This is a genomic window from Bacillus sp. SYZHCR11 (assembly GCF_057196865.1).
Map to the genome: position 1 here is coordinate 538,176 of NZ_JBXUND010000002.1, position 25,661 is coordinate 563,836.

The following is a 25,661-nucleotide window of genomic DNA, read 5'->3' on the forward strand; positions in this document are numbered from 1 at the left end:
TACATCATTCGACACATTCGGGTTTTTATGTCCTTTTTTAGGAAAAACTTTTTCCGGGCCATGTGTTGCGATATAATAGAGGAATTGGAATCTTTTTATTTTGTGACTCGTTAGGAGCGATAATCATGCTTCAGGATATGATTGCTAAAGAAGATGTGCTCGCAGCGGCTGAACAGCTTAAAGAACTTCTTCCTTACAATGAAGACAATGTTCAGCTGATGAAGAAAGCACTCATTTTATATCGGCAGGATTCCGTCTATCGTATACAGGTTCAAACCCCGACAGAGATTTCCGCATATGTGCAGGATGTTGTGCCTGTAAGGGTCACGCTGAACTTATTTTTCATGGTGAAAAGCGGCTGCGCATGCCCGTCTGAGGCGATCTGCCGCCACGTGCTCGCCGTTTTTCTTTACGTATATGCCCAATTCGAGCGGGTCGGTACCTTTACCGAACATTGGCTGGAAAGAGAAAAGCTTGAGGAAAGCAGGGAGCTTGTCCGCCGGCAGTTTCAGGAAAAAGTGCTGCCGAATGAAGAGTCGCTGTCAAGCTGGCTCGCTTTTTTTGATTCGGAATTCTCGCTGTGGGAGGCGCGGACGCCGGCCGGAAGCCAGACGATGCAGGGCCTTTATTACGGCTATCTGTCAGCGCTCAAAAAACACGCCCCGAAAAAACCCGAGCTTAAAAGCTTATATCAGATTCATTCGGCGCTTGCCGTCTGGCTTCACATGTTCACTTTGATTGAGTCAGGCAGATTGGATGCCGAAAAAGATTATTACAGCATTAATCCATACGTGGAACAGCTGATGGATACGATTTATTCCTCCATTGACAGACTGAAAACGTACGCCTTGTCTTTTTCACTCGATCCTTTTTTAGACCGGACGCCCCCGGTGCTCCGCAGACTGCTTGTGAAAGAAGAGCTTTTTCAATACGAACGCCTCCGGGTATTCGGTGAAATGTGGAGCGCGCTTTTGAACCGGCCGAAATGGGTCGCGCGTGAACAGGAGATTCTCGAACAGGAAAGCGGGCGCCGTTTTTCGCCGGAAGTGCGGTTCGGACGGCTTCATCTGGCCTTTTTGCAAAAAGATGATGAAGCGGTCTTTGAAGATATGTCCCGCTTCCCTCCTGAAGCGCTGCCGTACACTTTTCAATGGCTCGGTGAACTCACCGCGAAAAAAGACTGGAAACGGCTGAAAACATGGTATGGCCGGATCGAACCGCTTGCCGTGAACTATACGAAGCTTGATAAGCCGTTTAAAGAAATGCGCGACATCATCGGAGAGCTGTTTGCACTGTTGGCGGATTATGCGCGGCACTCACGGGATGATCAGCTGTTTGAACGGTTTGCTTCCGGCTGCCTTCCCTATACCTTTACCGAATACAGCCAGTACCTGTACGAAAAACGGCGGTACGCGGAATGGGTGGAGATTCACAGCCTCGTCGGTTTTTCCGTCTGGGAAATTGAAAAGGACATCCTGAAGGAAATTGCCGCCAGTGATCCGGAAGCGCTCATCCCCTCCTATCACCGGGCGGCGGCCTTTTTTATCGACCAAAAAAACCGCAGCGCCTATAAAGAGGCTGCGCGCCATCTGAAAAAACTGCGGACGCTTTATAAAAAGGCAAAAAAACAGCAGGTATGGGAGCGTTATATCAGCCGGCTGAGCGCAAGCTACAAGAGGCTGCGCGCCCTTCAAGAAGAATTGCAGAAAGGAAAGTTGATTGATGGCGAGTCTTAAGGAAATTTTCATTCATGTAGAACAAATGGAAGATTGGACATTTACGCTGTCAAGCCATGATGAGAAGGAGCAGCCGCTTACTCTCAGTCAGATGAAGACTCATTTGTTCCAATGGCATGAGTCCACCTTTTACGGAACGTTTCTTGAAGACGTCAGCTTCATCGGCACTCCGGCCGTTCTGCTCAGCCCTTGGATGACCGTCGAGCTGCTTGGAAAAAACTCGTTCAATTCATTCAGCACCGTGCAGCTGACAAAGGAAACGGAACCGTTAATCGAAGCGGCTTCGACGATATACGAATTTATTGCCGACGGCGATTTTCTTCCGGATTATGACGCATGGCAAAATGGCCTCCTGCGCTTCAAAGACCGCGAGCTTTTGCTGGAAGGCTTTACGGCAGACTGGTTCTCAGCCGCGGTACAGGACTACATTCAGTACAATGATGACCTGCTGGAAAAATGGCGGCGGATCGAAACCCGTTCGCCGGCCGTTCATACGTTTAAAGGCTCCTTTTTGGATGAAGAGGATTTTCTGGAGGGAATCGGCTGGCATGACGATCTGACGCCGTTTACCGTCGGCCTCCGATTAAACGAGCCTGATTTCGACGGTGACGACTGGAAAATCGAGATGTTTTTACGTGAGAAAAAAACCGGCTCCATCACCTTTTTCGACGGACTGAAAGGGCTGAAAAAAGCGTGGCAGGCATACAGCGGAAAAATCGCGCGTGAACAGGACCGCTTCCGCAGAACGGTTCCCTGGCTTTCGTTTGATTCAGGAACGACGCTGATATCTGAAGAAGAGGCTTGGATCTTCTTATCGGAAGCGAGTGAGACGCTTGTCGATATGGGTGTGGAGATTCTTCTCCCATCATGGTGGCAGATTGTCCGGGACAGCAATATGATGCTTAAGGCGAAAGTGTCATCCTCCCCGCGGGGCGAGTCCTTCGTCGGCATGAACGCTCTGCTTGATTTCAACTGGAGATTCGCCACGAACGGGATTGAGCTGACAGAGGATGAATTCAATGAGCTTGTCGCAAACAACAGACGTCTCGTCAACATCCGCGGCCAATGGGTGAAAATTGATCCGCAATTTATTAAACAGATGAAAATACTGATGGAAAAAGCGGAATCTGAGGGCCTCCACATGTCCGACGTGCTGGCGCGCGAACTGATGGATCACGGGGAAAACGGAGCCGAGGACACGGACATCATTGACTCATCGGCATTTGCCGGGATCAAGATCGAATTATCAAAGCATCTCAGAAGCCTGATCCGCAAACTGACGGATGCCGGGGATCTGCCGGAGCATGAAGTCAGCGCCGCGTTTCAGGGCCAGCTCCGCCCTTATCAGATGTACGGCATGAACTGGCTTCTGTTTTTACGGGAAAACGGCTTCGGCGCCTGTCTCGCAGATGACATGGGACTTGGAAAGACGATTCAGATGATCGCTTATTTTCTCCATGTGAAGGAAAGCGGCCGGCAAAAAGCGCCTGCCTTAATCATTGCGCCGACATCGGTGCTCGGCAACTGGCAGCGTGAGCTCCAGACCTTCGCGCCGCAGCTGAAGGCCGTGCTTCATTACGGCCCCCGCAGGCCGAAGGGGGAAGCATTTGTCCCGGCCTATCAGGACGCGGATGTCGTTCTTACTTCTTACGGCCTCTCGCACGCCGATCAGGAAGAGCTTTCTTCCGTGACATGGAGCACCGTCTGCCTTGATGAAGCGCAAAACATTAAAAACGCGCATACGAAGCAGTCCCGCGCAATCAGAAAGCTGAAAGGCGTCCATCATATCGCGCTGAGCGGAACACCGATGGAAAACCGCCTGACAGAGCTTTGGTCGATCTTTGATTTTATGAACAAAGGCTATCTCGGCAGTCTGACCGGCTTTCATAAACGCTATGTGCTGCCGATTGAAAAAGACCGTGACGAAAAAAGAATCAACCAGCTTCAGCAGTTAATCCGGCCGTTTTTACTGCGCCGGACAAAACGGGATGAAGAAGTGGCGCTTAATCTTCCTGACAAGCTGGAACAAAAAGAGTTTATCCCGCTCTCAGCCGAACAGGCATCCCTTTATGAACAGCTTGTCAAAGATACATTTGAACATATGGCTTCTCTGACCGGGATGCAGCGGAAAGCGCTGATTCTGAGCATGCTCGGCCGCTTGAAGCAAATATGCGACCATCCTGCGCTCTATTTGAAGGAAGAACAGACAGAGCTGTTAAACGGGAGATCCGTCAAACTGGAAAAGCTGCTTGACTTAATGGCGGCGATCCGCGGACAAGGGGAAAGCTGCCTCATTTTCACCCAATACATTCAGATGGGCAACATGATGAAGCGCCTCCTGGAAAAAACATTCGGAGAACCGGTTCAGTTTTTAAACGGAAGCCTGTCCAAGCAGGAACGCGATTCCCTCGTCGAACGGTTCCAGAAGAAAGAATACCCGACGCTGATTTTGTCACTGAAAGCGGGCGGAACCGGCCTGAATCTGACGGCTGCCAATCATGTCATTCACTATGACAGGTGGTGGAATCCGGCGGTGGAAAACCAGGCGACCGACCGCGCCTACCGAATCGGCCAGGAACGGTTCGTCCACGTTCACAAACTCATTACGACGGGAACGATTGAAGAAAAAATTGATGCCATGCTCGAAACGAAACAAACTTTGAACGATCAGATTATCCAAAGTGAAAATTGGATTACCGAGCTGTCATCCGATGAGCTTGAAGAATTATTCACCCTCAGCGCATCGGCGCAATCACATTAAACGCAAAAAGACCGGCTCTCTCGGAAGAGCCGGTCTTTTATGTCGTCCTTACTGTTACGCCGCATTTGCCATGAATGCGTCACGCCAGTCATGAACAGTATCGCCATACCTTTCACAGTAAATTCCTGATCATATACGCAACGCCGTTTTGATCATTTGTCAATGTAACGGCATCAGCGATCTCTTTAATATCTTCTCTCGCATTCCCCATCGCTATGCCTTTTCCGGCCGCCTGAAGCATTGAATAGTCATTTAAGCTGTCACCGACCGCGGCGGTTTCAGCCATCGGAATGCCGAGCTTTTGCGCCAGCCGTTTGAGCGCCTGCCCTTTTGAGGCGTTTCGAGACGCCACTTCAAAGTTGTGATCGGCAGAGCTGACAAGGGTGAGATCTTTCTGACCGCTGAATCGGTCCCAGCCCGCTTTCAGCTTCCGCTCATCAAACGAAAATCCGAGAATATTATAAAAATCCAGATGCTCTTCTTTCTCAAAGAGCTCACGGTATGAATGAATGTAAGCAAAGCCGGACTGGCTGTATTGCACTGAAGCCGCCTGTTCCAAAACGGAAAGATCGATTTCCGGATTGGCGCTTTTCACCCGGTCCATTTCGATATCGAGCAGCTGCCTGCCGGTTTCAGGCGTATAGATGGCTTTGTTTGTAAACACCTCATAATAATATTGATTCTCTTCAAGCCATGACAAAATGCCGCGGGCTCTTGATTCTTCAATCGCTTCACAATGGTACAGGCTGCCGTCAGGAGCATGAATGGCGGCTCCGTTTGCGCTGATAATCCATGTTTTTATGCCGAGCGGTTCGAATATGGAGTGCACATCAAAATGCGCGCGTCCAGTGGAAACCACGATTTCAATTCCCGCTTGCCGGGCTTCCCTTAAAGCCCGCTTGTTTTCATCGCTTACTTGATGACTGCTGTTCAGCAGTGTGCCGTCCAGATCTATGGCAATCAGTTTCACATGTCCTCATCCTCTTCTTCAGATTCAGTTACAAGCAATTCTACGCCGTGCCGGTCGAGCAGATCGCAAAAATCCTGATCAGGCAGCCGATCGGTAATCAGCAGGTCAACCTCGTGCAGGTCTGCATACTGATAAAAACTCGTACGGCCAAGCTTCGAGTGATCGCTCAGCGCAATCACCTGTTCAGCCTGTCGGATCATTTTACGCTTTACCATGCCGTCTTCTTCATGCGGAATCGTCAGGCCGTTTTCCGAGATGCCGACAACGCCGATCAGCACCTTATCAGCGTGATAATCCCCCAGTTTTTCTACAACGGAAGCCCCGTATAAAAACCGGTGTTCCTTCTGGAGCTTTCCGCCGAGCAGGTGAATATCAATTCCCTCTTTTGCGGAAAGGATATCGGCCTGATTGATCGAATTTGTAATAACAGTGCAGCCGGTGACATTTAAATGCTCCGCGCAGGCCTGCACGGTTGTCGAGGTGTCCAGGATGATCCGGTCCCCTTTATGGATCAGGGATGCGGCCAGCTTGCCGATTTTGTTTTTCTCTTCAGAAACGGTTTTCAGCCGGCCCGAATAGCCTGGAACTTCCTGATTCACTGACGGCAGAATCGCGCCGCCCCGTGTTCTGATAATGGCCCCTCGCTCTTTCAGCTTTACAAGGTCCCTTCTTGCGGTATCTCTTGAAATATGAAGCAGCGAACATATCTGTTCTGCGGTGATCCGCCGGTGCTGTTTCAAATATTCCATTATCGCAATCAGTCTTTCTTCTTGATACACGTCCTCATTCCCTTTTTTCGTCACTTATCTGTAAGTAATTATAAGTTTTTATCCCAATATATTCAATGTTTTTAAGTATTTATAAGCAAAATCACTTCTTTTTAACCATTTTTCAGCTTCCGCACAAAAAAACCAGTCTTTCGACTGGCGAGTGGGAAGGAGGTATTGCGGGGCCCGCTGAAAGGCGGGAAATCGAGGAAAAAAGCATGCTATTCAGCCAGCGGCTCTTTCCGTTTCTGATCCATAAACCGAACGGTATCAGCCATGACCTCGGTCACATAAACTTTTACGCCGTCTGTCTTTTCATAGCTTCTCGTCTGGATTCTGCCGCTTACACCGACCATTGACCCTTTTTGGCAGTACAATGCCGTGTTTTCAGCGTTTTTCCTCCAGATGGTGCAGTTGACGAAGTCGGTTCCGGTTTCACCCGACGCGCTTTTAAAATTGCGGTTTACCGCCAACGTAATATGCGCGACGGGAATGCCCGCTGATGTAAAACGGAGCTCCGGATCTTTCGTCAGCCGGCCGACAAGCATAACGTGGTTAAACAAGCCGTATCCTCCTCTCTTTTTCGAGGCTGGCTTCATTGTAGTACAAGGGCTCATGAAAGCAAAAAGCGGAAAAAGCCGTTATCCGTTTAGGCTGCTTTTATGTTTTTGTTTTTCTTTCTGATAAAAAAAACTTTTGTTTTTGACCGCTTATGTAATATGTATTTTTGAGCAGCCGCGAGAAAAGTTTCGTTTTGAGCCAGTCTTTCTCAAACATGCGGACAAACTTTCCGCCGTCCCATGCGAACCAGTAAAAACTCAGCTTTTTATCAGTCAATGAAAGCTGAATTTTATACTGTTCCATGCGGTCTTTTGTTTCATATAAAAAGACGACATTTCCCCTTCTGTTAAGATGCACCTCACAATCTTCCTTTTTGCATACCAAGTAGGAATGATCGTCTTTTCGCCTTGAACCGTCTTCTATATAGATTTCCTTCAGGCGCAATTGATTCATAAGCATCTCTCCATGACCATATTCTTTTACATTATAATGAAAAAATAGAAATGATTAAATGTTGACCGCCTACAAAAATGATGAAGCATGTCTTACAGCATTTTCCCGGGAAAAATGATATGTGTTATAATAAATGAACGAAAAACATGGACAACAGGGGTGAAAATAAGAGATGAAAACCTTTAAACTGGTTGATCTGAATGTGGAACGTTTAGATAAAGACGATCAGCCGATTGAACAGTTTCCCCTTTTAGACGGATTGATTATCAACAAAGAGGACGGAGAAAACCACTGGTTAATTGAAGCACTGGTCCCGGCCGAACACTTTTCTTTTTTTGACATGCTGATGAAAAGCCAGAAAGAAGCGAAGGTGTTTGTAACGATTACGAAAAAAAGCAACCGCCCCGCCCAGCTGACGGGAAGCATCAAAAATATCGTGGAGCTGGAAAAGAGTATACAAGTTTTAATTTACGGTCAAATGGTGTCAAGAAACCACCCCGGATCAGAAAGCATTCTGGAGTCGCTCGTGAAAGAAGGCTACTCGGGCAGCCGGCTGATTGAAGCGTTTAAACAAAAATTATAATCATAAAAAAGGCCGGACGTTAATCATCCAGCCTTTTTTTGTGCCTTAGTCATTGTGAGGAGCCCGCTGTTTCAGCAGATCTCTGATTTCAGTCAGCAGTTCTGTCTGCTGATCTGTTTCTTCTGCTTCTTCAGCCTCTTCTTCTGCTTCTTTTTTACGTCTCAGCTTCCCTATTGTGCGGATCACGATAAAGATAGAAAATGAAATAATGAAGAAGTTCACAATCGTTTGAATGAAGCTTCCGTACTTGATATGAGCATCGCCGAATGTCACGGCCAGCCCTGAAAAGTCAAGACCGCCAAGAAGCAGGCCGACAAGCGGCATGATGATGTCTTCAACGAGCGACGTCACAATTTTGCCGAAAGCGCCGCCGATGACGACACCGATTGCCAGATCCATGATATTGCCCCGCATCGCAAAGCTTTTAAATTCTGACCACATTACATTCACCCCTTTCTATACAAAATGGGCTTTTTTATAAGCCCATTCGTTTGTTTTTATTCTCCGAGCGCAAATGTTAATTCAGCTTCACACACGAGCTCGCCGTCAACTTTGGCAACGCCTTTGCCGCGTCCGATCGTACCGCGCGCGCGGGTAATATCAACCTCAAGCTCCAGCTTGTCACCCGGTTTTACCTGCTTTTTGAAACGGCAGTTATCAATCCCCGCAAAAAATGCGAGTCTGCCCCGGTTTTCTTCTTTAATCAGCATCGCAACCGCTCCGACCTGCGCCAAAGCCTCTACGATTAAGACGCCCGGCATAACAGGGTATTCAGGAAAATGGCCGTTGAAAAAATCTTCATTCGCCGTCACATTTTTATATCCCGCCGCCCGTTTTCCTTCTTCGACTTCTGTAATTCTGTCTACCAGAAGAAACGGATAGCGATGGGGAATAATTTCTTTAATTTGCTGAGTATCAAGCATTTTCTTGACATCTCCTTCATCGACAATAGTATGTATAGAAGGTATATGCGCTAACCAATCTGTACATTTGGAAGTATATTATGAATCAATTTCTTTTTCAACCGCGCTGTAAACTGTAACCAGCTGGCAATGAGCCTCGTCCATTAATGTGTTATGATAAATAAAGATTTTTACCCTATGCAAAGAGGTTGGAAGATGATTGCTAAGTTTACTGAAAAACGTACGCTGGTGATGCTGAATGAGTGGTATGACGCCATGGGAAAACGCCAATTCGATCTAGCCCGTTCCCTTCACGAACAAATCAATCAGCATCTCCCCAAATTACAAAAGAATGCAAAGCTCAAACTCAGATATCAGCTGTTTTTCGCACGGTTTCAGCTGCTGTTTGAGAAAAAAGACGGTCTGACTAAATTGTTCTGCGAGCTGAAGCGGCGCAAAGATGAGATGGATCATGAATTAACTTATTATTTCTATTTTTTCAAAGGGTTATTCCATATGGTGAATGGCGCTCCGAACCGTGCTGTCTGCCGCTTTAAAGAAGCTGAACAGTACCTGCCGGCCATTCAGGACCGTTTCGAAGCCGCTGAATTTTATTATAAAACAGCGGGTGCATATTACATGATGAAGTCGCCTGCGCTCTCCATTCAATATGTCAATAAAGCGCTGGAAATCTATCAAGGTGAATTCGGCTACATCAAAAAAACGCTCAGCTGCCGTCTGCTTCTCGCCGTGAATTACATAGACGAGGCACGCTATGAAGACGCAGAACAGCTCTTTAATGAATCCATAAAGATAACGGACCGGATCAATGACAATAACCTGCTGTGCCACGCCTATTATAATTTTGGTTTTTTAAAGACCGCCCAGAAAAAAGATAAAGAGGCCCTCCCTTTTTACAAAAAGGTATTGGGCAATCAGCGTTTCGAGAAAGAGTCTCCCGTTTCCTACCTGCATTGTGTATACGAAGCGGTCAGAGCACTTTTTAAAACCGGATATGCCGCCGAAGGACAAACCGTGCTGCAGAAAGGTTTATATATATCTGAAAAAGTGCAGAACAAGATTATGAAATTGAAGCTGACCGCGCTCAACATACTGTACACCGCTCAGGAGGACCCGTACGACCGATTGCAGAAGCTCGTGCTGGAGCTGCAGAAAATTGAAGCGTGGGTGGATTTGGAAGTGCTGCTTCAGGATATTACTGATTACTACAAAAAAAAGGGCGATTTTGAGAAAGCCGCATTTTTTATCATGCGCGGCTGATCAAAACGCCCCTTCTTTTATCTGACTGAGTTGATTAAGCCCAGCATTTGGTCTCCCAATGTAATCGTGCGGCTGTTCAGCTGATAGGAACGCTGAGACACGATTAGGTCGGTCATTTCTTTTGACATATCGACATTTGAACCTTCAAGCGCGCCCTGCTCCATGCCGATTGCCTGCCGGTTTGCGCCGGTAAGCTCTTCAATCGCTGAAGCCCCCGCACCGTTTACGGAAAACAGATTATCCCCTTCCGCATGAAGCGCCTGAGGATTATTGACATTGACGATGCCGAGATTAAACGTCTGCGAACGGGTTCCTGCCTGGTCTGAAGCAGTCAGCGTTCCGGTTTTGCTGATTTTCAGCTGATTCAGCGAACTGTCAATTTGTATGGGCTGGCCGTTCTCATCGAGAATGGGATTGCCTCCCGCTGTCATCAGCTGAAGCACCCGGTCATTTCCGCCGGCCGGCTTGAGGGAAAGTGAGCCGTCCCTTGTATACACCCGCCGTCCGTCCGCTTCTGCCTGAAGATATTGATAAGGTGAGGTGAACGCGATATCAAGGTCACGGTCGGTTTTTTTGATGCTGCCCTGACCTGAGTCCAGCTGCGGAGTCATGACCGTTCCGGCGCCGAGACGAAGGCCGGGCGGCGTTTTCCGCATGTTCGGCGAATTTTCCTTTTTGTCATCTATATGGTCATACTGCTGTCTGATCAGCTCGGAAAAGCGGGAGTCCCTCGCTTTATAGCCTGTCGTATCACTGTTTGAAAGGTTGCTGCTGACTGTATCCATCTGCTGCTGAAGCTGATTTAAGGCTGTTGAAGCCGTCAGCATTGATCTGAGCATCATAATTGAACGTCCCCCATTTTGTTACACTTTGCCGATTTCATTTGCGGCTTTATCCATGCTTTTATCGTAAGCCTGAATGACTTTCTGATTGGCTTCAAATGATCTGTATGCTTCCGTCATTTCTGTATACGTGCTCGTCACGTCCACGTTCGAAAGCTCCGAGACGCCTTGCTTTAATGAATACGAGACCTGGGGATTCGCCGCCGCGCTCGGCAGTTCAGTGCCGTCGGCCGTGCTGTATAGGTCATTGCCGTCCCGTTTCAGATTGCGCACGTCTTCTTCCACCCTGATGTCAATCTGCCCCGCCGGCCGGCCGTTTGTCGTGACCGTTCCGTTTTCTGTTACCGTGAATTTTTCATTGTCGACTGTAATCGGCTGTCCGTTTGTTGATAAAACAAGGTTTCCGTTTATCGTAAGCTGATTGTTTTCATTTAATGAGAAAGTGCTGCTTTTTGAATAACGGACGCCGCCCGCAGTCTGCACGGGATAAAACAGCTCGGCGTTTTCATTCGTTTCGGCATTCTTGGGAACCTGATTCTCCATAAGCGCGATATCCGTCGGCTGATCGGTCGTTTTCAGGCTTCCCTGCGTAAACAACGGTTTCAGCTCCTGCATGTATACGCCTGTGTTGACGGAACCGATTTTCGTTTTTTTATCGCCTTCTATTCGGCTCAGAAGCATCTCGGGAAAGGCGCGGATTGAACCTTGATCCTCTTTGTATCCTGACGTATTCGCGTTTGCGATGTTATTTGACAGCATTTCCGTTCTTCTCTGCTGTGTAATCATTGCGGACGTTGCGGTATATAATCCTTTTAACAAGTCTTCCACCTCTGAAATAGCATTATTTCCAGTTGCCTCACCGGAACATTTGTTCTATAATGAAAATCAGCATTTTTTCTTATTATCGGATTTACATTCCCGTTCGTGAAGGGTTTGACAGAAAAAAACCCCATTCTTTTTCAGAATGAGGTTTTATCATCAGCTCAGTTTGCGTTTTGGAAGCTTGTCCATGTTATCCAGCATGACGCCGGTTCCGACCGCAACACAATCCATCGGGTTCTCAGCGACAAGAACAGGCACCCTCAGCTCTTCGGCAAGAAGCTGGTCAAGCCCGTTTAACAGCGCTCCCCCGCCGGTAATGATAACGCCGCGGTCGATGATGTCAGCGGACAATTCAGGCGGTGTTCTTTCAAGAACCTGCTTGGCGGCCTGCACAATGACGGCAACTGATTCACGAAGGGCTTCTTCCACTTCTTTGCTGTTTACTGTAATCGTTCTCGGCAGACCGGAAACCATGTCACGGCCGCGGATGGTGATTTCTTCATGACGTGCGTCTGGGAAAACCGTTGCGACCTTCACCTTAATATCTTCAGCGGTACGTTCACCGATCAGCAGCTTATACTCGCGTTTGATATAATTTAAGATTTCCATGTCAAACTTGTCCCCAGCCATCTTAATAGAAGAGGAGGTGACAATATCGCCCATAGAAATAACTGCGATATCTGTCGTACCGCCTCCGATGTCAACAACCATGTTACCGCTCGGCTGGAAGATTTCCATACCCGCGCCGATAGCGGCAACTTTCGGTTCTTCTTCAAGGTACACATGCTTTCCGCCGCTTTTTTCAGCTGCTTCTTTAATCGCTTTCTGCTCAACGGATGTAATATTCGTCGGGCAGCAGATCAGCATGCGCGGTTTTGAGAAAAGTCCTTTTACATTCAGCTTATTAATGAAATGTTTCAGCATAGCTTCAGTTACTTCGAAGTCTGCGATTACGCCGTCTTTCAGCGGACGGATCGCAACAATATTCCCAGGTGTACGTCCAACCATTCGTCTGGCTTCTTCACCGACAGCCAGCACTTTGCCGCTGTTTTTATCAAGTGCCACAACGGAAGGCTCATTCAGAACAATTCCTTTTCCTTTTACATGGATCAGTACATTTGCAGTACCGAGGTCAATTCCAATATCCCTTGCAAACATCTATTTATATCCTCCTTGATATCTGTTTCACAGTAAAATATCCACATTGTGCCCTAATTATATATATTATCATAATTTATCAAAAAAAAGCTGCTGAACGATATAAGTTCTTGACAAAATTTTGCGGATATTCGCGAAACCGCCCGGAGGAGAAAAAAGGGCCCGGCAGACGTCAGGCGCTACGGCTGCTGAACGGGCTCCCCTTCAAGAATTTCATCCTTCTTGTACTTTAATTTTGTCGCCTCGCCCCCCCTTAAATGTCTGATGGATTTATGATAATCGAGTATTTCTTTTACTTCATTCGCCAAGTCAGGATTGATTTCAGGCAGGCGTTCTGTCAGATCTTTGTGTACGGTACTTTTGGAAACACCAAACTCTTTCGCAATGACACGAACGGTTTTTTTCGTCTCCACGATATACTTACCAATCTTGATTGTTCGCTCTTTGATGTAATCGTGCACACCACTCGACCTCCCCAGTTGGATGTGAGAAGTGTGAAATGAGATCCGTATTCTGTAACAGATTCACTGATGATGCAGCTTCTTCGTTGTCCGATTATATAAGAAGGTTTTAGAAATATGCCCACGATCCCTCACCTCAAACACTCTCTTTGATAGGTTTGTAACAGTGTATTAGCAATGAATTGGGAATATGCTAAAAACTCAATAAGGACAAGGGGCGGGTCATAATTTTCTGCTTTTTGAACGGGGGGTTTACATCCGCGCGATCCTGCTGTAGAATGAAACAGCACAATTAGTTACTTAGGTAAGTTTTTTGAAAAGGAGAACGGAAATGATCCACGTCAACAGACGCCTCATTCACCAAATCAATCAATGCGCCCGCCTGATTACGAAGAAAGCCAATGAACGGCTGGAACCATTCGGCCTGTACTCCTCTCAATGGTCAATCCTATATTGCTTAAAAACGATCGGACCGATGACCCAAAAAGAAATCTGGTCCTATCTGAACGTAGAGGCGCCGACCGTTACCAGAACGATCAAACGCCTTGAAGAAAACGGCTGGATTCAGCGGGAACAGGGAGAAGACAAGCGGGAAAAGCTCGTCGTCCTGACGAAGGAAGCTGAATTGAAATACAACAGCATCAATCAAGAGATGCTGAAGTTCGAGGAAGACATGCTTGCGGATTTCCAAGATGGAGATAAGGAAGCTTTTTCTGAGTTTCTGAATGTGTTTTTAACGAAATAATAAAGAAAGGGAAGTGCTGTACTTTTGAGTAAATCTGACTCGATCTGGACCAAAGATTTTATTATGGTCGTACTCGTAAATTTATTTGTCTTTGTGTTCTTTTATACATTTTTGGCCGTGCTGCCTATCTATATGATTCAGGAGCTTGGCGGCAGTGAATCGCAAGGAGGGCTTTTGATCAGCCTGTTCCTGTTATCTGCTATTATCACCCGTCCTTTTTCAGGGGCGATTATTGAACGGTTCGGTAAGAAAAGAATGACGATTGTATCTCTGGCGCTGTTCGCCCTGTCTTCTTATCTGTATTTGCCGATACACAATTTCTATCTGCTGCTCGGACTGCGTTTTTTCCAAGGCATCTGGTTCAGCATTTTAACGACGGTCACAGGCGCAATTGCCGCTGACCTTATTCCCGCCAAGCGGCGCGGCGAGGGGCTCGGTTATTTTGCGATGTCTATGAACCTTGCCATGGCGATCGGTCCGTTTCTCGGACTGAGCCTTGTGAAAGTCATATCGTTCCCGGTGTTCTTTACGCTTTTTGCTGTATTTGTTTCTTTAGGCTTGCTGATTGCTTTTATGATTCGTGTGCCGGATCAAAACAACAGCGGAACGACTGTGTTCCGTTTTTCTTTCTCCGACATGTTTGAAAAAGGCGCGCTTAAAATCGCGATTGTCGGGTTGTCCATTTCTTTCTGTTATTCAAGTGTGACTTCATATTTATCCGTTTATGCAAAGACGATCCACCTGTTGGATGTCAGCGGCTATTTCTTCGTCTGTTTCGCCGTGACGATGATGGCCGCCCGTCCTTTCACAGGAAAGCTGTTTGACAGAGTGGGGCCGGGAATCGTCATCTATCCGTCGATTATCGTGTTCTCCGCGGGGCTTTGCATGCTGGCGATGACAAACAGCGCCTTCATGCTTCTCTTGTCCGGTGCCGTAATCGGTCTCGGATACGGCTCTATCGTACCGTGTATGCAGACGCTGGCGATTCAAAATTCGCCCGGACACCGTTCAGGCTTTGCGACGGCGACCTTCTTCACTTTCTTTGACAGCGGGATTGCCGGCGGGTCATATGTATTCGGCCTCTTCGTCGCTTCGGCCGGATTCCATTCGATTTATCTGGCAGCGGGGCTGTTCGTCCTGATTGCTTTGCTCCTGTATGGCTGGAGCCAGAAAAAAAGAACGCCGCTTGAAGCGGACGGAAACGTTTCAATCGCAGACTGATATGACAAAAAGCCGGGGGCAGCCCCCGGCTTTTTTTATTCGGCCGCTCTTTCCCGCACGATTCGTCCCTCCGCTTTTGCATAAGGAGGATGAATGTACATAAGCGCCGTATAACCGAGACATGACAAAATGACACCCGCAAACCAGGAGATATCATAGATGCCGGCGAACGCCGGGACGTACATTCCGATTAAAGAAATAAACGCGCCGAGAAACGTCGCGGCAAAGGCCCGGTAATTATAGCCTTTGTAATAAGTGTACTGTCCGGTTTCTGAATAAAGGTCTTCAACTGAGAGCTGCCTTTTTCTGATGATAAAATAATCAGCCATCATCACCCCGGCCACCGGTCCGAGCATCCCGCCGATGAGTCCGAGAAACGCATATACATTCGTGGCGCTCTCCATCAGCTTCCACGGTATTGTGAACAGAGCCAAAACGGCGGTCAAATACCCTCCCCTTCTGAATGTAATATACTTCGGCAGGACATTCGCCAAGTCATAGGCCGGTGACACGATGTTTGCCGCCACGTTAACCGAGACGGCGGCGATGCAAAGTGTGATGACCGAAAGAGCGATAACGAAAGGATTATCAAACCGCGCCAAAATCTCCACCACATCCCAAATCGGTTCTCCGAATGCTACCTGTGATCCGGATGTCACCGTGATGCTTGCAAACGCAAACAGCGCAAACGTTCCCGGCAGCCCGTAAAACTGGCCGCGAATCTGTTCTTTTTGCGACGCGGCGAACCGGGTGAAGTCAGGGATATTCAGAATCAGCGTCGCCCATATTCCGATAATGCCCGTCACTCCGGCGGCAAACGGCCAAAACGTTTCAGAAAATGTATGGAACTTTCCCGGCTGTGAGTAAATCGGACCGAGCCCGCCGGCAATATCTATCGCCCACCAGACCATGCCGCCGAAGACGAGATAAACAAGCGGGCCCGCCCACACTTCAAATTTTTTGATCGATTCCATGCCGTGCCGCAGCACAAGCAGATGAATGCCCCAAAAGAAAATGAACGACAGAAAGCCCGGCAGATGAAGCCCGAATATATTCCAATCTCCGCCGAGACTCCCCCAGCCCGGCCATATGTTCAAAAGCAGAATGTGTAAGGCAGTGCTCCCGGCAAATGTTTGAATTCCGAGCCACATGATGGCTGTAAATGCCCTGAGAAGCGCCGGAATGTTAGCGCCGTATATTCCGTAAGAAGCCCTGATAATGACCGGAAAAGGCAGGCCGTATTTCGTTCCGGCATGGCCGTTCAAGGCCAAAGCGGCGAACAAAATCAGTGACGCCGTCACGATAATGGCGAGCACCTGCCACGGAGAAAGGCCGATCGCAATGAGCCCGCCCACAGTCGCGTAGGTCGGGATATTATGAATACAACCCATCCAGATGGATGCAAAATTCACCGCCTTCCATGTCCGTTCGCCGTCTTCTAAAGGCAGTAAATCTTTGTTGCTCAGCCGATCACTCGTTATTTTTGTCATTTTCTCCCTCCCGCATGTACGTTTTCCTTACATCACATGTGAAAAAATATAACTGAAAATTCCGCAAATAACATTGGTCGCTGTCGACAATAATCGTTTTGATTTTTGAGCACATTACACAAAAAAAGAGACAGGGAGAGCCCGTCTCTTTTTTTCGCGCCTGTTAAGAGGCTTTTTTGAGGAGAACCGAAAACCGGAACGCCATCAAAAGGCTTACGGCGCCGACAACGATAAGAATCGTCCCAAGCATATGAAAATGGGCGGCGGTAATTTCTTTCCCGAAAAGAATGCCCAAAATGACAGAAGACAAAATCGAACCGAGATACCGGCAGGTCTGAAACAAGCCGGACGTTGTTCCGACCATGTCGGCGGGACTCGTTTTCAGCATGGCCGCCTGAAACGTGACATTTCCGAAGCCGTAGCCGACACCAAGCACGGACAGGATCATCCCTTTTCCTATCATGGGCGCCTGAAGGAAGAAAAACGTTAACAGCACCGCTCCGATCGCGGTCAGGCAGGTTCCGGCAACAATCGGCTGAAGAAGCCCTTTTTTATCTATCCATTTTCCGGTCAAAGGCGACACCAGAATACTCATGCCCGACATAAACAGCATAATCAATCCGCTTGTCTGAACGGACAAATGCATTTCATCCTGAAAATAGCTCGGAAGCCCGAAAAAGATGCAGTAAAAGAATATATTCAGCAAAATAAATTGAATATACACCGACGATAGTTTCCGATGCGTTTTAAACAGCCTGACATCAATAAACGGCTTCTCCGTTTTCAGCTCGCGCCAGATAAACAGCCCGACGAACAAAAGCCCGAATACGCCTTCTGTATAGTGAGGCTTCGTACCGAAGGACAATAAAAACGACAGGAGAAGGATAATCGCTCCGGCAAACAGAAGTATCCCGATTGTATCAAGCTGGCGGAGCACGCCTTTCAAGCCGCCGATCTCGCGTTTTTCATCTTTCGGAAACATATACATTCCGAGAAAAAAGCTGAGGATGATAAACGGCAGATTGACGAAAAAGATCGCCGGCCACCCTCCCCAAACGATCAGAAAACCGCCGAGAGTCGGACCGAGCGCCGTCATGGCTGATGCAAAGATTGACAGGACGGCCAGCGCCGAAGCCTGCTTCTCCTGTATATTTGAACGGATCAATCCGACGCCGGACGGATATATCGCGCTGCTTCCGATCGATTGAAAAAGCCGCATGATCAGCAATGTCATAAAAGTCGGCGCAAACGGTGCGCCGACCGCCGAGACGGCAACAAGCAGAAGCCCGATCAAAAACAGCTTCTTCCTGCCGAGCATATCACCGAGCTTCCCGGTAACAGGCTGCGCCACCGCGCTGGCAAGATAAAAGGACGATATCAGCCAGGACACCGTTGTAAACGACAGGTGAAATTCATGCTGAATACTGTGAAGCGCAAGAGAAATCATCGACGAGTTCAATGGGTTCAGCATCGTCCCCGAAGCCACGGCCGTCAAGAACAGGACGCGGCTTTTTTTGGAGATTGTCATTTTGTCTGTGCGATAAATTCTTCCGTCGTCCGGCTTCTGCCGATTTTCGGGAAGATAAACTTGAGTGTCGCTTCGTGCTGTTCATCGCTGAATGTCGCCATCGCGTCAGTTACGAAAACTTGCTGATACCCGAGCTGAAAAGCTTCCCGCGCCGTGCTTTCCACACCGATGTTTGTCGCAATCCCGCATAACACAATCGTGTCGATTCCCCGTCTTCTGAGCTGAAGGTCCAGGTCCGTGCCGAAAAACGCGCCCCACTGCCGTTTTGTTACCGTATAATCGTTTTCTTTCACTCCGATTTCAGGCACAAATTCAGCCCAATCCGCCGGCGGAGCCGAATGGCCCGCCGCCTCTTCATCCGTCAGCGGCTTCAGTGCATCCGCTCCGTCATGAAAATCTACGTTCACAAAGCTGATAAATCCGCCTTTTTCCCGGAACACATCAATTAATTTTTTCGCGTTCGGCACAACGGTACCGCTTTTATCCATCGGCACAATGCCTTTTTGTAAATCAATAAGGACCAAAGCCGTTTTTTCAAATTGCAGATTCAATGATGTTGTCATAATGATTCCTCCTGATGCAGTTAGTGTTTCTCACCCCGTTTATTTTACTCTTTCCCGGACAGGATTTCTTCCGCCATGCTCCGGCGCTCTTTTTATGGATATAAAGTCGCATGACACCCCCTTGAAAAAGCGACATTATGAACGCAAAAAACCATGTCAGATAACCTTACACGAAAATGTTTTATCGTCCTTTTTTCTCTATAATAATGAATTAATCACGATTACATTTTGAATGAGACGGAGGAATACAACATGCAGATGGGCGATACAGTATTTATGTTCTTTTGCGCTTTACTCGTGTGGCTGATGACCCCCGGGCTGGCTTTGTTTTACGGCGGAATGGTAAAAAGCAAAAACGTGCTCAGCACGGCGATGCACAGTTTTTCTTCCCTCGCCATCGTATCCGTCGTTTGGGTTTTGTACGGATATTCACTTGCTTTTGCCCCCGGGAATACATGGCTTGGCGGGATTGAATGGGCCGGACTGAAGGGGGTCGGCTTTGAACCCGGAAGTTATAGTGATACGATCCCGCATTCATTATTCATGATGTTCCAAATGACGTTTGCCGTACTGACGACGGCCATTATTTCCGGAGCATTTGCTGAACGCATGAGATTCAGTGCTTTTCTTGTATTTTCCTTTTTATGGGCTTCCCTCGTATATACGCCCGTTGCGCACTGGGTATGGGGCGGCGGCTGGATCGGCCAAATGGGCGCTCTTGACTTCGCAGGCGGAAACGTCGTCCACATTTCTTCCGGGGTCGCCGGGCTCGTGCTGGCGATTGTGCTCGGGAAACGCAAGGACGGCACGGCGGCTTCGCCTCACAACTTAATTTACACGTTCTTGGGCGGGGCGCTCATTTGGTTCGGATGGTTCGGCTTCAATGTCGGCAGCGCCCTCACGCTTGACAGTATCGCGATGTTTGCCTTCATTAACACAAACACCGCGGCTGCAGCCGGAATTATCGGCTGGATTTTAATCGAATGGATGCTGAATAAAAAACCGACCATGCTGGGTGCTGTGTCAGGCGCTATTGCCGGGCTTGTCGCCATTACGCCGGCTGCCGGGTTCGTTACGCCGTTCTCTTCCATCGTAATCGGTTTCATCGGCGGGCTTGTCTGCTTCTGGGGCGTGTATTGGCTCAAAAAGACTTTCGGATACGATGATGCGCTTGACGCTTTCGGCCTGCATGGAATCGGCGGGACATGGGGCGGCATCGCGACCGGTTTATTCGCCACCACTTCCGTCAATGACGGCGGGGCAAACGGACTGTTTTACGGCGATCCGGGACTGCTCTGGAAGCAGATTGCAGCCATTGCGGCAACCTATGTATTTGTATTTATTGTCACTTTCGTTATCATTAAAATTGTAGGTCTGTTCATTCCCCTCCGCGCCAGCGAAGAAGAAGAGTCACTTGGGCTTGATTTAACGATGCACGGGGAAAAAGCATATCAGGACTTATAAAGTGAGGAGTGGCTTAGATGAGCGGTCAAATGTTCAAGGTAGAAATCGTTACGCGTCCGGCTAAGTTTGAAACATTGAAACAGGAACTCGGTAAAATCGGAGTCACATCGCTGACCTTCTCCAACGTACACGGCTGCGGCCTTCAAAAAGCTCACACCGAACTGTACCGCGGAGTCAAAATTGAAAGCAATGTGTATGAACGGCTGAAAGTGGAAATCGTTGTCAGCAAGGTCCCCGTTGATCAAGTCGTGGAAACGGCGAAAAAAGTGCTGAAAACGGGAGAGCCCGGAGACGGAAAAATATTCGTCTATGAAATCGGAAACACGATTAATATCCGCACCGGAGAAGAAGGACCAGGAGCTTTATAAACAGACAGAACGCCCGGAGACAGAAATATCCCGGGCGTTTTTTCTCGCTTCATTAAAAAGAAGAAGCCTTTTTTTCATGCGGGGCAGGACGCTTATGCCGTACGGTTTGTTTTTTCGCATATGTACTGATATTGACCAGTATGCCGCACAAAAACAGCGTCATAATCAATGAAGAACCGCCATAGCTGATAAACGGAAGCGGCACACCCGTAACCGGGAGGAGTCCGCTCATCGCTCCCAAATTCAAGACAACCTGAAACATTAATTGAAACGTAATTCCGATGGCAAGAAGCTTCCCGAACGGGTCATCAGCCCGCACGGCCGTTTTTACGCCGAGAAGCATTAACGCAAAATATAATCCCAAAACGATCAGAACACCGAATATCCCCAGCTCTTCACTGATCACGGCCATAATGAAATCGGTATGCGCCTCAGGCAGATAGTTCATTTTTTCAACACTGTTTCCAAGCCCTCTTCCGAAAAACCCGCCTCCGGAAATAGCAAAATAGGATTGAATCAGCTGATAGCCGTCCCCGTTCGCGTCACCAAACGGATTGGTAAAGGAAACGAGGCGCTTCACACGATAGGATGCAGAAAATGCGAGATAAACAACCCCCGACACCGCCGTCGCGCCGAGCACGAAAAGATGGCGCTTTTTCAAGCCGGCACATAATAAAATCGACCCGCACGCCGCCAGGATTAAGGAAGCCGTCCCTAAATCAGGCTCCGCCAAAGTGAGCAGAAAAGCGGTCCCCAAAATTACTAAAGGCGGCAGAACCCCTTTCACAAATTGATGAATGTACGGCTGCTTTTTCGTATAAATCGAAGCGAAATACAAAATCATGGCGATCTTCGCCAATTCAGACGGCTGTACGACAAGCGGGCCCGCTCCCAGCCACCTGCGGGAAAAATTCCGCTCCAGCCCGATTCCCGGTATCAATACGAGCAGCAGCAATACCAGCGAACCGACCACAAACAGCGGTACAAGCCGCGCATACCGCTTATACGGCAGACAGGCGGCAAATAGAAATAAGCATAATCCTATCAGTAAAGAGGCACTTTGTTTATGGAAGAAATAGGATGGATCTCCGTACCGCTGAGACCCCATCACATCACTGGCGCTGTACACCATTAACAAGCCGAATCCGCAAAGCAGCATAATGACAAACACAAGCGGCAGATCGGCGTTTTTCAAACGTTTCAGCAACGGACAAAACTCCTTCGGCTATTCTTTTCCCGCATACTTGACGCACAGTAATACAGTCACGTTTCATTCTGTTTACTTTTTTATGATTATTTTTAATACCAATTGTGTCTCATAGAAAAAAGCATTACACTGTTCATATAAAATAAAGATAAAAGGTGATATTTGTGAATTACGAACTATTTAAAGCGATCAATGGTTTGTCGCACCATAGTGCTATTCTCGACTCTATCATGGTATTTATAACGGAATACGCCATTTACGCCTACGCCCTTTTCCTGCTTGCCATGTGGCTGTTCGGAAGCACAAAAGGCAGACAAAACGCCCTGTACGCGGGCTTCACGGGTGTTGCGGCGCTTATCATCAACTACCTCATCACGAAAGTCTATGTCGAGCAGCGCCCCTTTGTCGAGCATACGGTTCATACGCTGATCCCTCATGCCGCGGATGCTTCATTTCCGAGTGACCATACGACAGGCGCTTTGGCGATTTCAATTGCGATTCTGTTCCGCAACAAAAAACTCGGCTGGCCGCTTGTGATTTTCGGCCTTTTGACCGGCTTCTCAAGAATTTGGGTCGGCCATCATTATCCGATCGATGTGCTCGGAAGCATTATCGTTTCCCTCATTGTCGGATTCCTGCTGTTCAGATTTTCAAATGTGCTTCGTCCGATTGTCGATCTGATCGTGCGAATCTATGAAAGTATCGTTCATAAAAGCAAATCGACAAACCATAATATATAAAAAAAGCCGGCATCTGTCACAGACTGCCGGTTTTTGTATGTTTGGCTGTATGCTTTTTCCTTTGTAAAGCACAGAATGCGGCAATGCCGAGACTGTCAATCAGCACATCGCGGAGGCATCCGTTTCTGCCGAAAAAGAGCTGGACGATTTCTGTCAGGAAAGCGGCGGCCAATGCATACAGCACCGCCCTCTTCATGCGCCTGCGCTCCCTGAAAAACAAATAGGCGAGCACAAAAAATGAAAACGCGTGCCCGAGCTTTTGAATCGCCGCTTCCGGTATGGCGAGCTCCGCCATATCGAACACAAAGAAACCGGACACATCCGGATGGGACGTGAAACGGAAGGACACCGTCTGCGACACAATCATGTCGTGAAAGCTTTCAGTCAAAGCAGAAACGAAAACAAAGACGAGCCACCCGGCCGCCAGACATTTATTCATTCAGAATCTCCTTCGTTTTCTATTAGTATAAAGGCACATGCAGCAATATGAAAAGCGCCTATCAGAGCTGATAGACGCTTTGGGATCAAGATTACTTGCCCGAATCTTTCATTGAGCCGTCATCTTTACCATCTGTCTTGTCTTTTGTGCCGTCTTCTTTGTCACCTGGTTTTTCTTCGGTTTCTTTTTTAGGCGTCACATCTTTTTTCTCGGAAGACTGCTGAATTGACCCTTCCGTTTCTTCTGTCACAGCGTTTTTCTCTTCAGCCGCCGCTTTTTCAATAGATGTTACCGGCTTGTCCATAAAATTGAGCGGGTTCATCGCTACGCCGTCCTTGCGGATTTCAAAGTGCACGTGATTTCCGCTTTCTTCACTGTAAAGATTTTTTCCGGATTTACCGATGACCTGGTTCTGCTTTACTTTGTCGCCCTGATCCACGCTGACTTCAGATAAAGACTGATAGACAGTAGACAGGCCGTCTGAGTGTTCAATTTCAACCACATACCCCAGTACCGGGTCTTTAGCAGCTTTAACAACCGTACCGCTCAGAGAAGCAGAAACATCAAATGATTTTCCGTCTTTCTCAGCTAAGTCAATTCCTTTACTGAGGCTGTACGTGTTATTATAGTTAACAAGTGCTGCTTCTTTCTCTTTTTTTGCGGCATCAGATTCGTAAAACTTTTTCACAACAGAAACATTTTCAGAATGAGCAGCCGGCATTGCGACGTTTTCCATTGACTTGCCTACTTCGACGGCATCGTCTTTGCCGCTGTCATACGCGGAGTTTCCGCTGTTGTTCGTCAGATTGTCCTTCACATCATTCGAAACGGATTGATACCAAAGGACAGCTGTTAAAATGACGGCCGCACTGACTAAGTAGATTGCAGGGAATATCCAGCGTTTGCGAAAAAACCGCTGAAGTTTTTTGACTTGAGAAGTTTTCTTTTCTTCCTCTCTCATTTGTTCATCACCTCAGCAACATTCTGAACACTTTTCTGAAAATATATACACATCCATAAAAAACTTTTTTGGAAGTAGTATGTGCAGATTGCACTTAATTATGTAATGAAATGTGAAGGGAGATCCCGGAATATGAATTTAACCCTGCGCAAAGCCGTATTGGAGGATTTAGATGCGGTGGTGGCCATATACAACTCGACGATTGCCTCACGAATGGTAACGGCTGATACGGAAGAAGTGACGCCCGCAGACCGGATGGATTGGTTTTTACGGCACACGGACCGGCGCCCGCTGATGGTCGCGGAAGATGAAACCGGCAAAGTGGCGGCCTGGATCAGCTTTGAAACGTTTTACGGCCGTCCGGCCTATGACAAAACGGCGGAGATCAGCATCTATCTGCATCAGGATTGCCGCGGCAAAGGAGCAGGAAGCTTTCTGCTGAAAGAAGCCCTGGCACTCGCTCCGGCAATCGGCATCCGCAGCCTGATGGCTTTTATCTTCGGACATAATGTGCCGAGCATTAAGCTGTTTGAAAAATTCGGTTTTACCGAATGGGGCGTATTCCCGGGTATCGCCGAAATGGACGGAAAACGATATGACTTGAACATTTTAGGGAGAGAACTGTCATGATCACCATCGATAAAGACAAAGACGAAAACCAGCCGCTCAATAAAAAAGCCCGTTCCCTTGCCGACATCGCCAAATGGGGAAAGATCACCGCCGTGTTTCTGATCATCACAGGTTCTCTTTCCGCTCTGTCAGCCATTGTAACGCTGCTCGGAGCCATTCCGGGTGTTCTGCTCATCATTTCCGGCGTCATGCTGATGCGCTCGGCAAAAGCGGCTGCCGCCCTTCAGGAAGGACTAGAAGAAAACGCGGAAGAAAATATGCTTGCACATTACGCGTCATTTATCAAAATGCAGTTTTTTTACGCGGCATCCAGTGTGGTATTGGGCATTCTCGCTTTTATTTTAGTCGTCATCTTCGCTGTCATCGGAATTATGGCTTATTACAGCACTGATACGTATGACACGCCTGATTCATATTACTATGAGAACGACCCTGTGTTTGAATGACAAAAAGAGCTGATCGCGCGTCAGCTCTTTTTTAATACAGCATTTCTTTTTTCCGGTCTTCTTCCGTTAAAAATTCAATAAAGCTCTTCATCGCAGACGGCTCCTCGGCAATCAGCCGGGTGTAGGCGCTTTTCCGTTCCTCGGACAGAATATCGCTTTTTCTGATTCTGTTCAGCATATAAAGGCGGATCGTTTTTTGCACCTGTTTCCGCTGATAGCCGGCTTCATTAAAAAACGCAAGACCCAAAGCCGCAAGGAGGGCAAAAATGCCGGCCGATACGAGAGCTCCTCTCCCGGAAGGGGCCTGAATCAAAAGCGATGCCAGATGAAACAGACTAAAAGCGGCGATCGGGAAAGCAAGAAAACGGTAAATGATGCTTTTTTTCATCAGCGGCGCGATGGCGATTTGTATTTTCTGAATTTCTTTTTTTATGAATCCCGGCAATTGTTCCGCATGCTCCAGCTTCATGCCCTCTCCCCTTTGCTGTCATTTTTGTCTTCTTTTTCATATATGCATATTTTACCGCACCCGGAACTTTCTTTGAAAGAAAACTGCATTCAT

Annotated in this window: 28 protein-coding genes; 11 read left to right on the top strand and 17 right to left on the bottom strand. The window is 47.9% G+C overall.

Annotated elements, in window-relative coordinates:
• The first annotated feature begins 125 nt into the window (after nucleotides 1–125).
• Together AC2CGA_RS09370 and AC2CGA_RS09375 are read left to right on the top strand one after the other, a co-directional pair.
• Nucleotides 126–1,736, top strand: coding sequence for an SWIM zinc finger family protein (locus AC2CGA_RS09370; protein ID WP_003151257.1), 1,611 nt, complete (start codon nucleotides 126–128; stop codon nucleotides 1,734–1,736).
• A complete protein-coding gene (locus AC2CGA_RS09375; RefSeq protein ID WP_015387589.1) occupies nucleotides 1,723–4,497 on the top strand; it encodes a DEAD/DEAH box helicase in 2,775 nt (924 codons plus the stop codon). Before AC2CGA_RS09370 ends, AC2CGA_RS09375 begins: the two co-directional genes overlap by 14 nt.
• A 112-nt stretch (nucleotides 4,498–4,609) precedes the next feature.
• Here AC2CGA_RS09375 and AC2CGA_RS09380 read toward each other — a convergent pair whose 3' ends face one another.
• From AC2CGA_RS09380 to AC2CGA_RS09395, 4 genes are all read right to left on the bottom strand, one after another.
• The gene (locus AC2CGA_RS09380; protein ID WP_046341445.1) at nucleotides 4,610–5,467 is read right to left on the bottom strand and encodes a Cof-type HAD-IIB family hydrolase; all 858 of its coding nucleotides are present in this window, start codon (nucleotides 5,465–5,467) and stop codon (nucleotides 4,610–4,612) included.
• Nucleotides 5,464–6,246 (bottom strand): transcriptional regulator GlcR, encoded by a 783-nt coding sequence (gene glcR, locus AC2CGA_RS09385; RefSeq protein ID WP_003151250.1) that lies wholly within the window; start codon nucleotides 6,244–6,246, stop codon nucleotides 5,464–5,466. The genes AC2CGA_RS09380 and glcR overlap by 4 nt, the downstream gene beginning before the upstream one ends.
• Before the next feature lie 209 nt (nucleotides 6,247–6,455).
• Nucleotides 6,456–6,797: a single-stranded DNA-binding protein gene (locus AC2CGA_RS09390; RefSeq protein ID WP_003151249.1), complete on the bottom strand. Its 342-nt coding sequence runs from the start codon at nucleotides 6,795–6,797 to the stop codon at nucleotides 6,456–6,458.
• A gap of 97 nt (nucleotides 6,798–6,894) precedes the next feature.
• Nucleotides 6,895–7,248 (bottom strand): hypothetical protein, encoded by a 354-nt coding sequence (locus tag AC2CGA_RS09395; protein ID WP_003151247.1) that lies wholly within the window; start codon nucleotides 7,246–7,248, stop codon nucleotides 6,895–6,897.
• A gap of 172 nt (nucleotides 7,249–7,420) precedes the next feature.
• On the opposite strand from AC2CGA_RS09395, the gene AC2CGA_RS09400 reads away from it, so the two are divergent.
• Nucleotides 7,421–7,831: a YwpF-like family protein gene (locus AC2CGA_RS09400; protein ID WP_003151245.1), complete on the top strand. Its 411-nt coding sequence runs from the start codon at nucleotides 7,421–7,423 to the stop codon at nucleotides 7,829–7,831.
• A gap of 45 nt (nucleotides 7,832–7,876) precedes the next feature.
• On the opposite strand, the gene mscL is transcribed toward AC2CGA_RS09400, so the two are convergent.
• Together mscL and fabZ are read right to left on the bottom strand one after the other, a co-directional pair.
• Nucleotides 7,877–8,272: a large conductance mechanosensitive channel protein MscL gene (mscL, locus tag AC2CGA_RS09405; RefSeq protein WP_003151243.1), complete on the bottom strand. Its 396-nt coding sequence runs from the start codon at nucleotides 8,270–8,272 to the stop codon at nucleotides 7,877–7,879.
• A gap of 56 nt (nucleotides 8,273–8,328) precedes the next feature.
• Nucleotides 8,329–8,754, bottom strand: coding sequence for a 3-hydroxyacyl-ACP dehydratase FabZ (gene fabZ / locus AC2CGA_RS09410; protein ID WP_003151242.1), 426 nt, complete (start codon nucleotides 8,752–8,754; stop codon nucleotides 8,329–8,331).
• 195 nt (nucleotides 8,755–8,949) lie between these two features.
• Here fabZ and AC2CGA_RS09415 point away from each other — a divergent pair, with 195 nt between their 5' ends.
• On the top strand, nucleotides 8,950–10,014 hold the full coding sequence (locus AC2CGA_RS09415) for a tetratricopeptide repeat protein (RefSeq protein WP_003151240.1): 1,065 nt from the start codon (nucleotides 8,950–8,952) through the stop codon (nucleotides 10,012–10,014).
• Nucleotides 10,015–10,031: 17 nt separating this feature from the next.
• Here AC2CGA_RS09415 and AC2CGA_RS09420 read toward each other — a convergent pair whose 3' ends face one another.
• The 4 genes from AC2CGA_RS09420 to spoIIID form a co-directional block, all read right to left on the bottom strand.
• Nucleotides 10,032–10,853 carry a flagellar hook-basal body protein gene (locus tag AC2CGA_RS09420; RefSeq protein ID WP_046341500.1) on the bottom strand — a complete coding sequence of 274 codons (822 nt, stop codon included), beginning with the start codon at nucleotides 10,851–10,853 and terminating at the stop codon, nucleotides 10,032–10,034.
• A gap of 24 nt (nucleotides 10,854–10,877) precedes the next feature.
• On the bottom strand, nucleotides 10,878–11,675 hold the full coding sequence (flhO, locus tag AC2CGA_RS09425; RefSeq protein WP_484480177.1) for a flagellar hook-basal body complex protein FlhO: 798 nt from the start codon (nucleotides 11,673–11,675) through the stop codon (nucleotides 10,878–10,880).
• Between the two features lie 159 nt (nucleotides 11,676–11,834).
• Complete coding sequence (mbl, locus tag AC2CGA_RS09430) at nucleotides 11,835–12,836, bottom strand: cell shape-determining protein Mbl (protein ID WP_003151237.1); 1,002 nt, start codon at nucleotides 12,834–12,836, stop codon at nucleotides 11,835–11,837.
• 179 nt (nucleotides 12,837–13,015) lie between these two features.
• On the bottom strand, nucleotides 13,016–13,297 hold the full coding sequence (gene spoIIID / locus AC2CGA_RS09435; protein ID WP_003151236.1) for a sporulation transcriptional regulator SpoIIID: 282 nt from the start codon (nucleotides 13,295–13,297) through the stop codon (nucleotides 13,016–13,018).
• A gap of 331 nt (nucleotides 13,298–13,628) precedes the next feature.
• Between spoIIID and AC2CGA_RS09440 the strand changes: the two genes are divergently transcribed.
• Together AC2CGA_RS09440 and AC2CGA_RS09445 are read left to right on the top strand one after the other, a co-directional pair.
• Nucleotides 13,629–14,042, top strand: coding sequence for a MarR family winged helix-turn-helix transcriptional regulator (locus AC2CGA_RS09440; RefSeq protein ID WP_014305988.1), 414 nt, complete (start codon nucleotides 13,629–13,631; stop codon nucleotides 14,040–14,042).
• A 24-nt stretch (nucleotides 14,043–14,066) separates the two neighbouring features.
• On the top strand, nucleotides 14,067–15,263 hold the full coding sequence (locus AC2CGA_RS09445; protein ID WP_057080288.1) for an MFS transporter: 1,197 nt from the start codon (nucleotides 14,067–14,069) through the stop codon (nucleotides 15,261–15,263).
• 35 nt (nucleotides 15,264–15,298) lie between these two features.
• Here the strand turns inward: AC2CGA_RS09445 and AC2CGA_RS09450 are convergent, their stop codons facing one another.
• The 3 genes from AC2CGA_RS09450 to AC2CGA_RS09460 all read right to left on the bottom strand — a co-directional run bounded on the left by AC2CGA_RS09450 (nucleotide 15,299) and on the right by AC2CGA_RS09460 (nucleotide 18,844).
• Nucleotides 15,299–16,753, bottom strand: a complete 1,455-nt coding sequence (locus AC2CGA_RS09450; RefSeq protein WP_014305990.1) for an NCS1 family nucleobase:cation symporter-1 — start codon at nucleotides 16,751–16,753, stop codon at nucleotides 15,299–15,301.
• 163 nt (nucleotides 16,754–16,916) lie between these two features.
• Entirely contained in the window at nucleotides 16,917–18,281 is a 1,365-nt protein-coding gene (locus tag AC2CGA_RS09455) for an MFS transporter (protein ID WP_043867498.1), read from the bottom strand.
• Nucleotides 18,278–18,844 (bottom strand): isochorismatase family protein, encoded by a 567-nt coding sequence (locus AC2CGA_RS09460; protein ID WP_003151227.1) that lies wholly within the window; start codon nucleotides 18,842–18,844, stop codon nucleotides 18,278–18,280. The genes AC2CGA_RS09455 and AC2CGA_RS09460 overlap by 4 nt, the downstream gene beginning before the upstream one ends.
• A gap of 252 nt (nucleotides 18,845–19,096) precedes the next feature.
• Here AC2CGA_RS09460 and AC2CGA_RS09465 point away from each other — a divergent pair, with 252 nt between their 5' ends.
• Entirely contained in the window at nucleotides 19,097–20,308 is a 1,212-nt protein-coding gene (locus tag AC2CGA_RS09465; RefSeq protein WP_003151223.1) for an ammonium transporter, read from the top strand.
• Between the two features lie 17 nt (nucleotides 20,309–20,325).
• Nucleotides 20,326–20,676, top strand: a complete 351-nt coding sequence (locus AC2CGA_RS09470; RefSeq protein ID WP_003151222.1) for a P-II family nitrogen regulator — start codon at nucleotides 20,326–20,328, stop codon at nucleotides 20,674–20,676.
• A gap of 52 nt (nucleotides 20,677–20,728) precedes the next feature.
• Here the strand turns inward: AC2CGA_RS09470 and ftsW are convergent, their stop codons facing one another.
• Nucleotides 20,729–21,883 (bottom strand): putative lipid II flippase FtsW, encoded by a 1,155-nt coding sequence (gene ftsW / locus AC2CGA_RS09475; RefSeq protein ID WP_003151221.1) that lies wholly within the window; start codon nucleotides 21,881–21,883, stop codon nucleotides 20,729–20,731.
• A 164-nt stretch (nucleotides 21,884–22,047) separates the two neighbouring features.
• Between ftsW and AC2CGA_RS09480 the strand changes: the two genes are divergently transcribed.
• Nucleotides 22,048–22,623: an undecaprenyl-diphosphatase gene (locus tag AC2CGA_RS09480; protein WP_015387585.1), complete on the top strand. Its 576-nt coding sequence runs from the start codon at nucleotides 22,048–22,050 to the stop codon at nucleotides 22,621–22,623.
• 16 nt (nucleotides 22,624–22,639) lie between these two features.
• Here AC2CGA_RS09480 and AC2CGA_RS09485 read toward each other — a convergent pair whose 3' ends face one another.
• Nucleotides 22,640–23,062, bottom strand: a complete 423-nt coding sequence (locus tag AC2CGA_RS09485; protein WP_014305992.1) for a VanZ family protein — start codon at nucleotides 23,060–23,062, stop codon at nucleotides 22,640–22,642.
• Nucleotides 23,063–23,153: 91 nt separating this feature from the next.
• On the bottom strand, nucleotides 23,154–24,023 hold the full coding sequence (spoIIQ, locus tag AC2CGA_RS09490) for a stage II sporulation protein SpoIIQ (RefSeq protein ID WP_484480178.1): 870 nt from the start codon (nucleotides 24,021–24,023) through the stop codon (nucleotides 23,154–23,156).
• Between the two features lie 132 nt (nucleotides 24,024–24,155).
• Here spoIIQ and AC2CGA_RS09495 point away from each other — a divergent pair, with 132 nt between their 5' ends.
• Both AC2CGA_RS09495 and AC2CGA_RS09500 read left to right on the top strand, forming a co-directional pair.
• Entirely contained in the window at nucleotides 24,156–24,653 is a 498-nt protein-coding gene (locus tag AC2CGA_RS09495; RefSeq protein ID WP_014305994.1) for a GNAT family N-acetyltransferase, read from the top strand.
• Nucleotides 24,650–25,099, top strand: coding sequence for a DUF5362 family protein (locus AC2CGA_RS09500; RefSeq protein WP_003151216.1), 450 nt, complete (start codon nucleotides 24,650–24,652; stop codon nucleotides 25,097–25,099). The genes AC2CGA_RS09495 and AC2CGA_RS09500 overlap by 4 nt, the downstream gene beginning before the upstream one ends.
• Nucleotides 25,100–25,130: 31 nt before the next feature.
• Here the strand turns inward: AC2CGA_RS09500 and AC2CGA_RS09505 are convergent, their stop codons facing one another.
• Nucleotides 25,131–25,568: a DUF5392 family protein gene (locus AC2CGA_RS09505; RefSeq protein ID WP_484480179.1), complete on the bottom strand. Its 438-nt coding sequence runs from the start codon at nucleotides 25,566–25,568 to the stop codon at nucleotides 25,131–25,133.
• Nucleotides 25,569–25,661: the final 93 nt, after the last annotated feature.

Coding starts and splice junctions, on each gene's coding strand:
- AC2CGA_RS09440 (WP_014305988.1), top strand. CDS start 13,629: ATGATCCACGTCAACAGACGCCTCATTCACCAAATCAATCAATGCGCC.
- AC2CGA_RS09455 (WP_043867498.1), bottom strand. CDS start 18,281: ATGACAATCTCCAAAAAAAGCCGCGTCCTGTTCTTGACGGCCGTGGCT.
- mscL (WP_003151243.1), bottom strand. CDS start 8,272: ATGTGGTCAGAATTTAAAAGCTTTGCGATGCGGGGCAATATCATGGAT.
- AC2CGA_RS09460 (WP_003151227.1), bottom strand. CDS start 18,844: ATGACAACATCATTGAATCTGCAATTTGAAAAAACGGCTTTGGTCCTT.
- AC2CGA_RS09395 (WP_003151247.1), bottom strand. CDS start 7,248: ATGAATCAATTGCGCCTGAAGGAAATCTATATAGAAGACGGTTCAAGG.
- AC2CGA_RS09370 (WP_003151257.1), top strand. CDS start 126: ATGCTTCAGGATATGATTGCTAAAGAAGATGTGCTCGCAGCGGCTGAA.
- AC2CGA_RS09470 (WP_003151222.1), top strand. CDS start 20,326: ATGAGCGGTCAAATGTTCAAGGTAGAAATCGTTACGCGTCCGGCTAAG.
- fabZ (WP_003151242.1), bottom strand. CDS start 8,754: ATGCTTGATACTCAGCAAATTAAAGAAATTATTCCCCATCGCTATCCG.
- AC2CGA_RS09505 (WP_484480179.1), bottom strand. CDS start 25,568: ATGAAGCTGGAGCATGCGGAACAATTGCCGGGATTCATAAAAAAAGAA.
- AC2CGA_RS09500 (WP_003151216.1), top strand. CDS start 24,650: ATGATCACCATCGATAAAGACAAAGACGAAAACCAGCCGCTCAATAAA.
- AC2CGA_RS09450 (WP_014305990.1), bottom strand. CDS start 16,753: ATGACAAAAATAACGAGTGATCGGCTGAGCAACAAAGATTTACTGCCT.
- AC2CGA_RS09465 (WP_003151223.1), top strand. CDS start 19,097: ATGCAGATGGGCGATACAGTATTTATGTTCTTTTGCGCTTTACTCGTG.
- AC2CGA_RS09375 (WP_015387589.1), top strand. CDS start 1,723: ATGGCGAGTCTTAAGGAAATTTTCATTCATGTAGAACAAATGGAAGAT.
- AC2CGA_RS09400 (WP_003151245.1), top strand. CDS start 7,421: ATGAAAACCTTTAAACTGGTTGATCTGAATGTGGAACGTTTAGATAAA.
- mbl (WP_003151237.1), bottom strand. CDS start 12,836: ATGTTTGCAAGGGATATTGGAATTGACCTCGGTACTGCAAATGTACTG.
- spoIIQ (WP_484480178.1), bottom strand. CDS start 24,023: ATGAGAGAGGAAGAAAAGAAAACTTCTCAAGTCAAAAAACTTCAGCGG.
- AC2CGA_RS09485 (WP_014305992.1), bottom strand. CDS start 23,062: ATGAATAAATGTCTGGCGGCCGGGTGGCTCGTCTTTGTTTTCGTTTCT.
- AC2CGA_RS09415 (WP_003151240.1), top strand. CDS start 8,950: ATGATTGCTAAGTTTACTGAAAAACGTACGCTGGTGATGCTGAATGAG.
- AC2CGA_RS09420 (WP_046341500.1), bottom strand. CDS start 10,853: ATGCTCAGATCAATGCTGACGGCTTCAACAGCCTTAAATCAGCTTCAG.
- AC2CGA_RS09495 (WP_014305994.1), top strand. CDS start 24,156: ATGAATTTAACCCTGCGCAAAGCCGTATTGGAGGATTTAGATGCGGTG.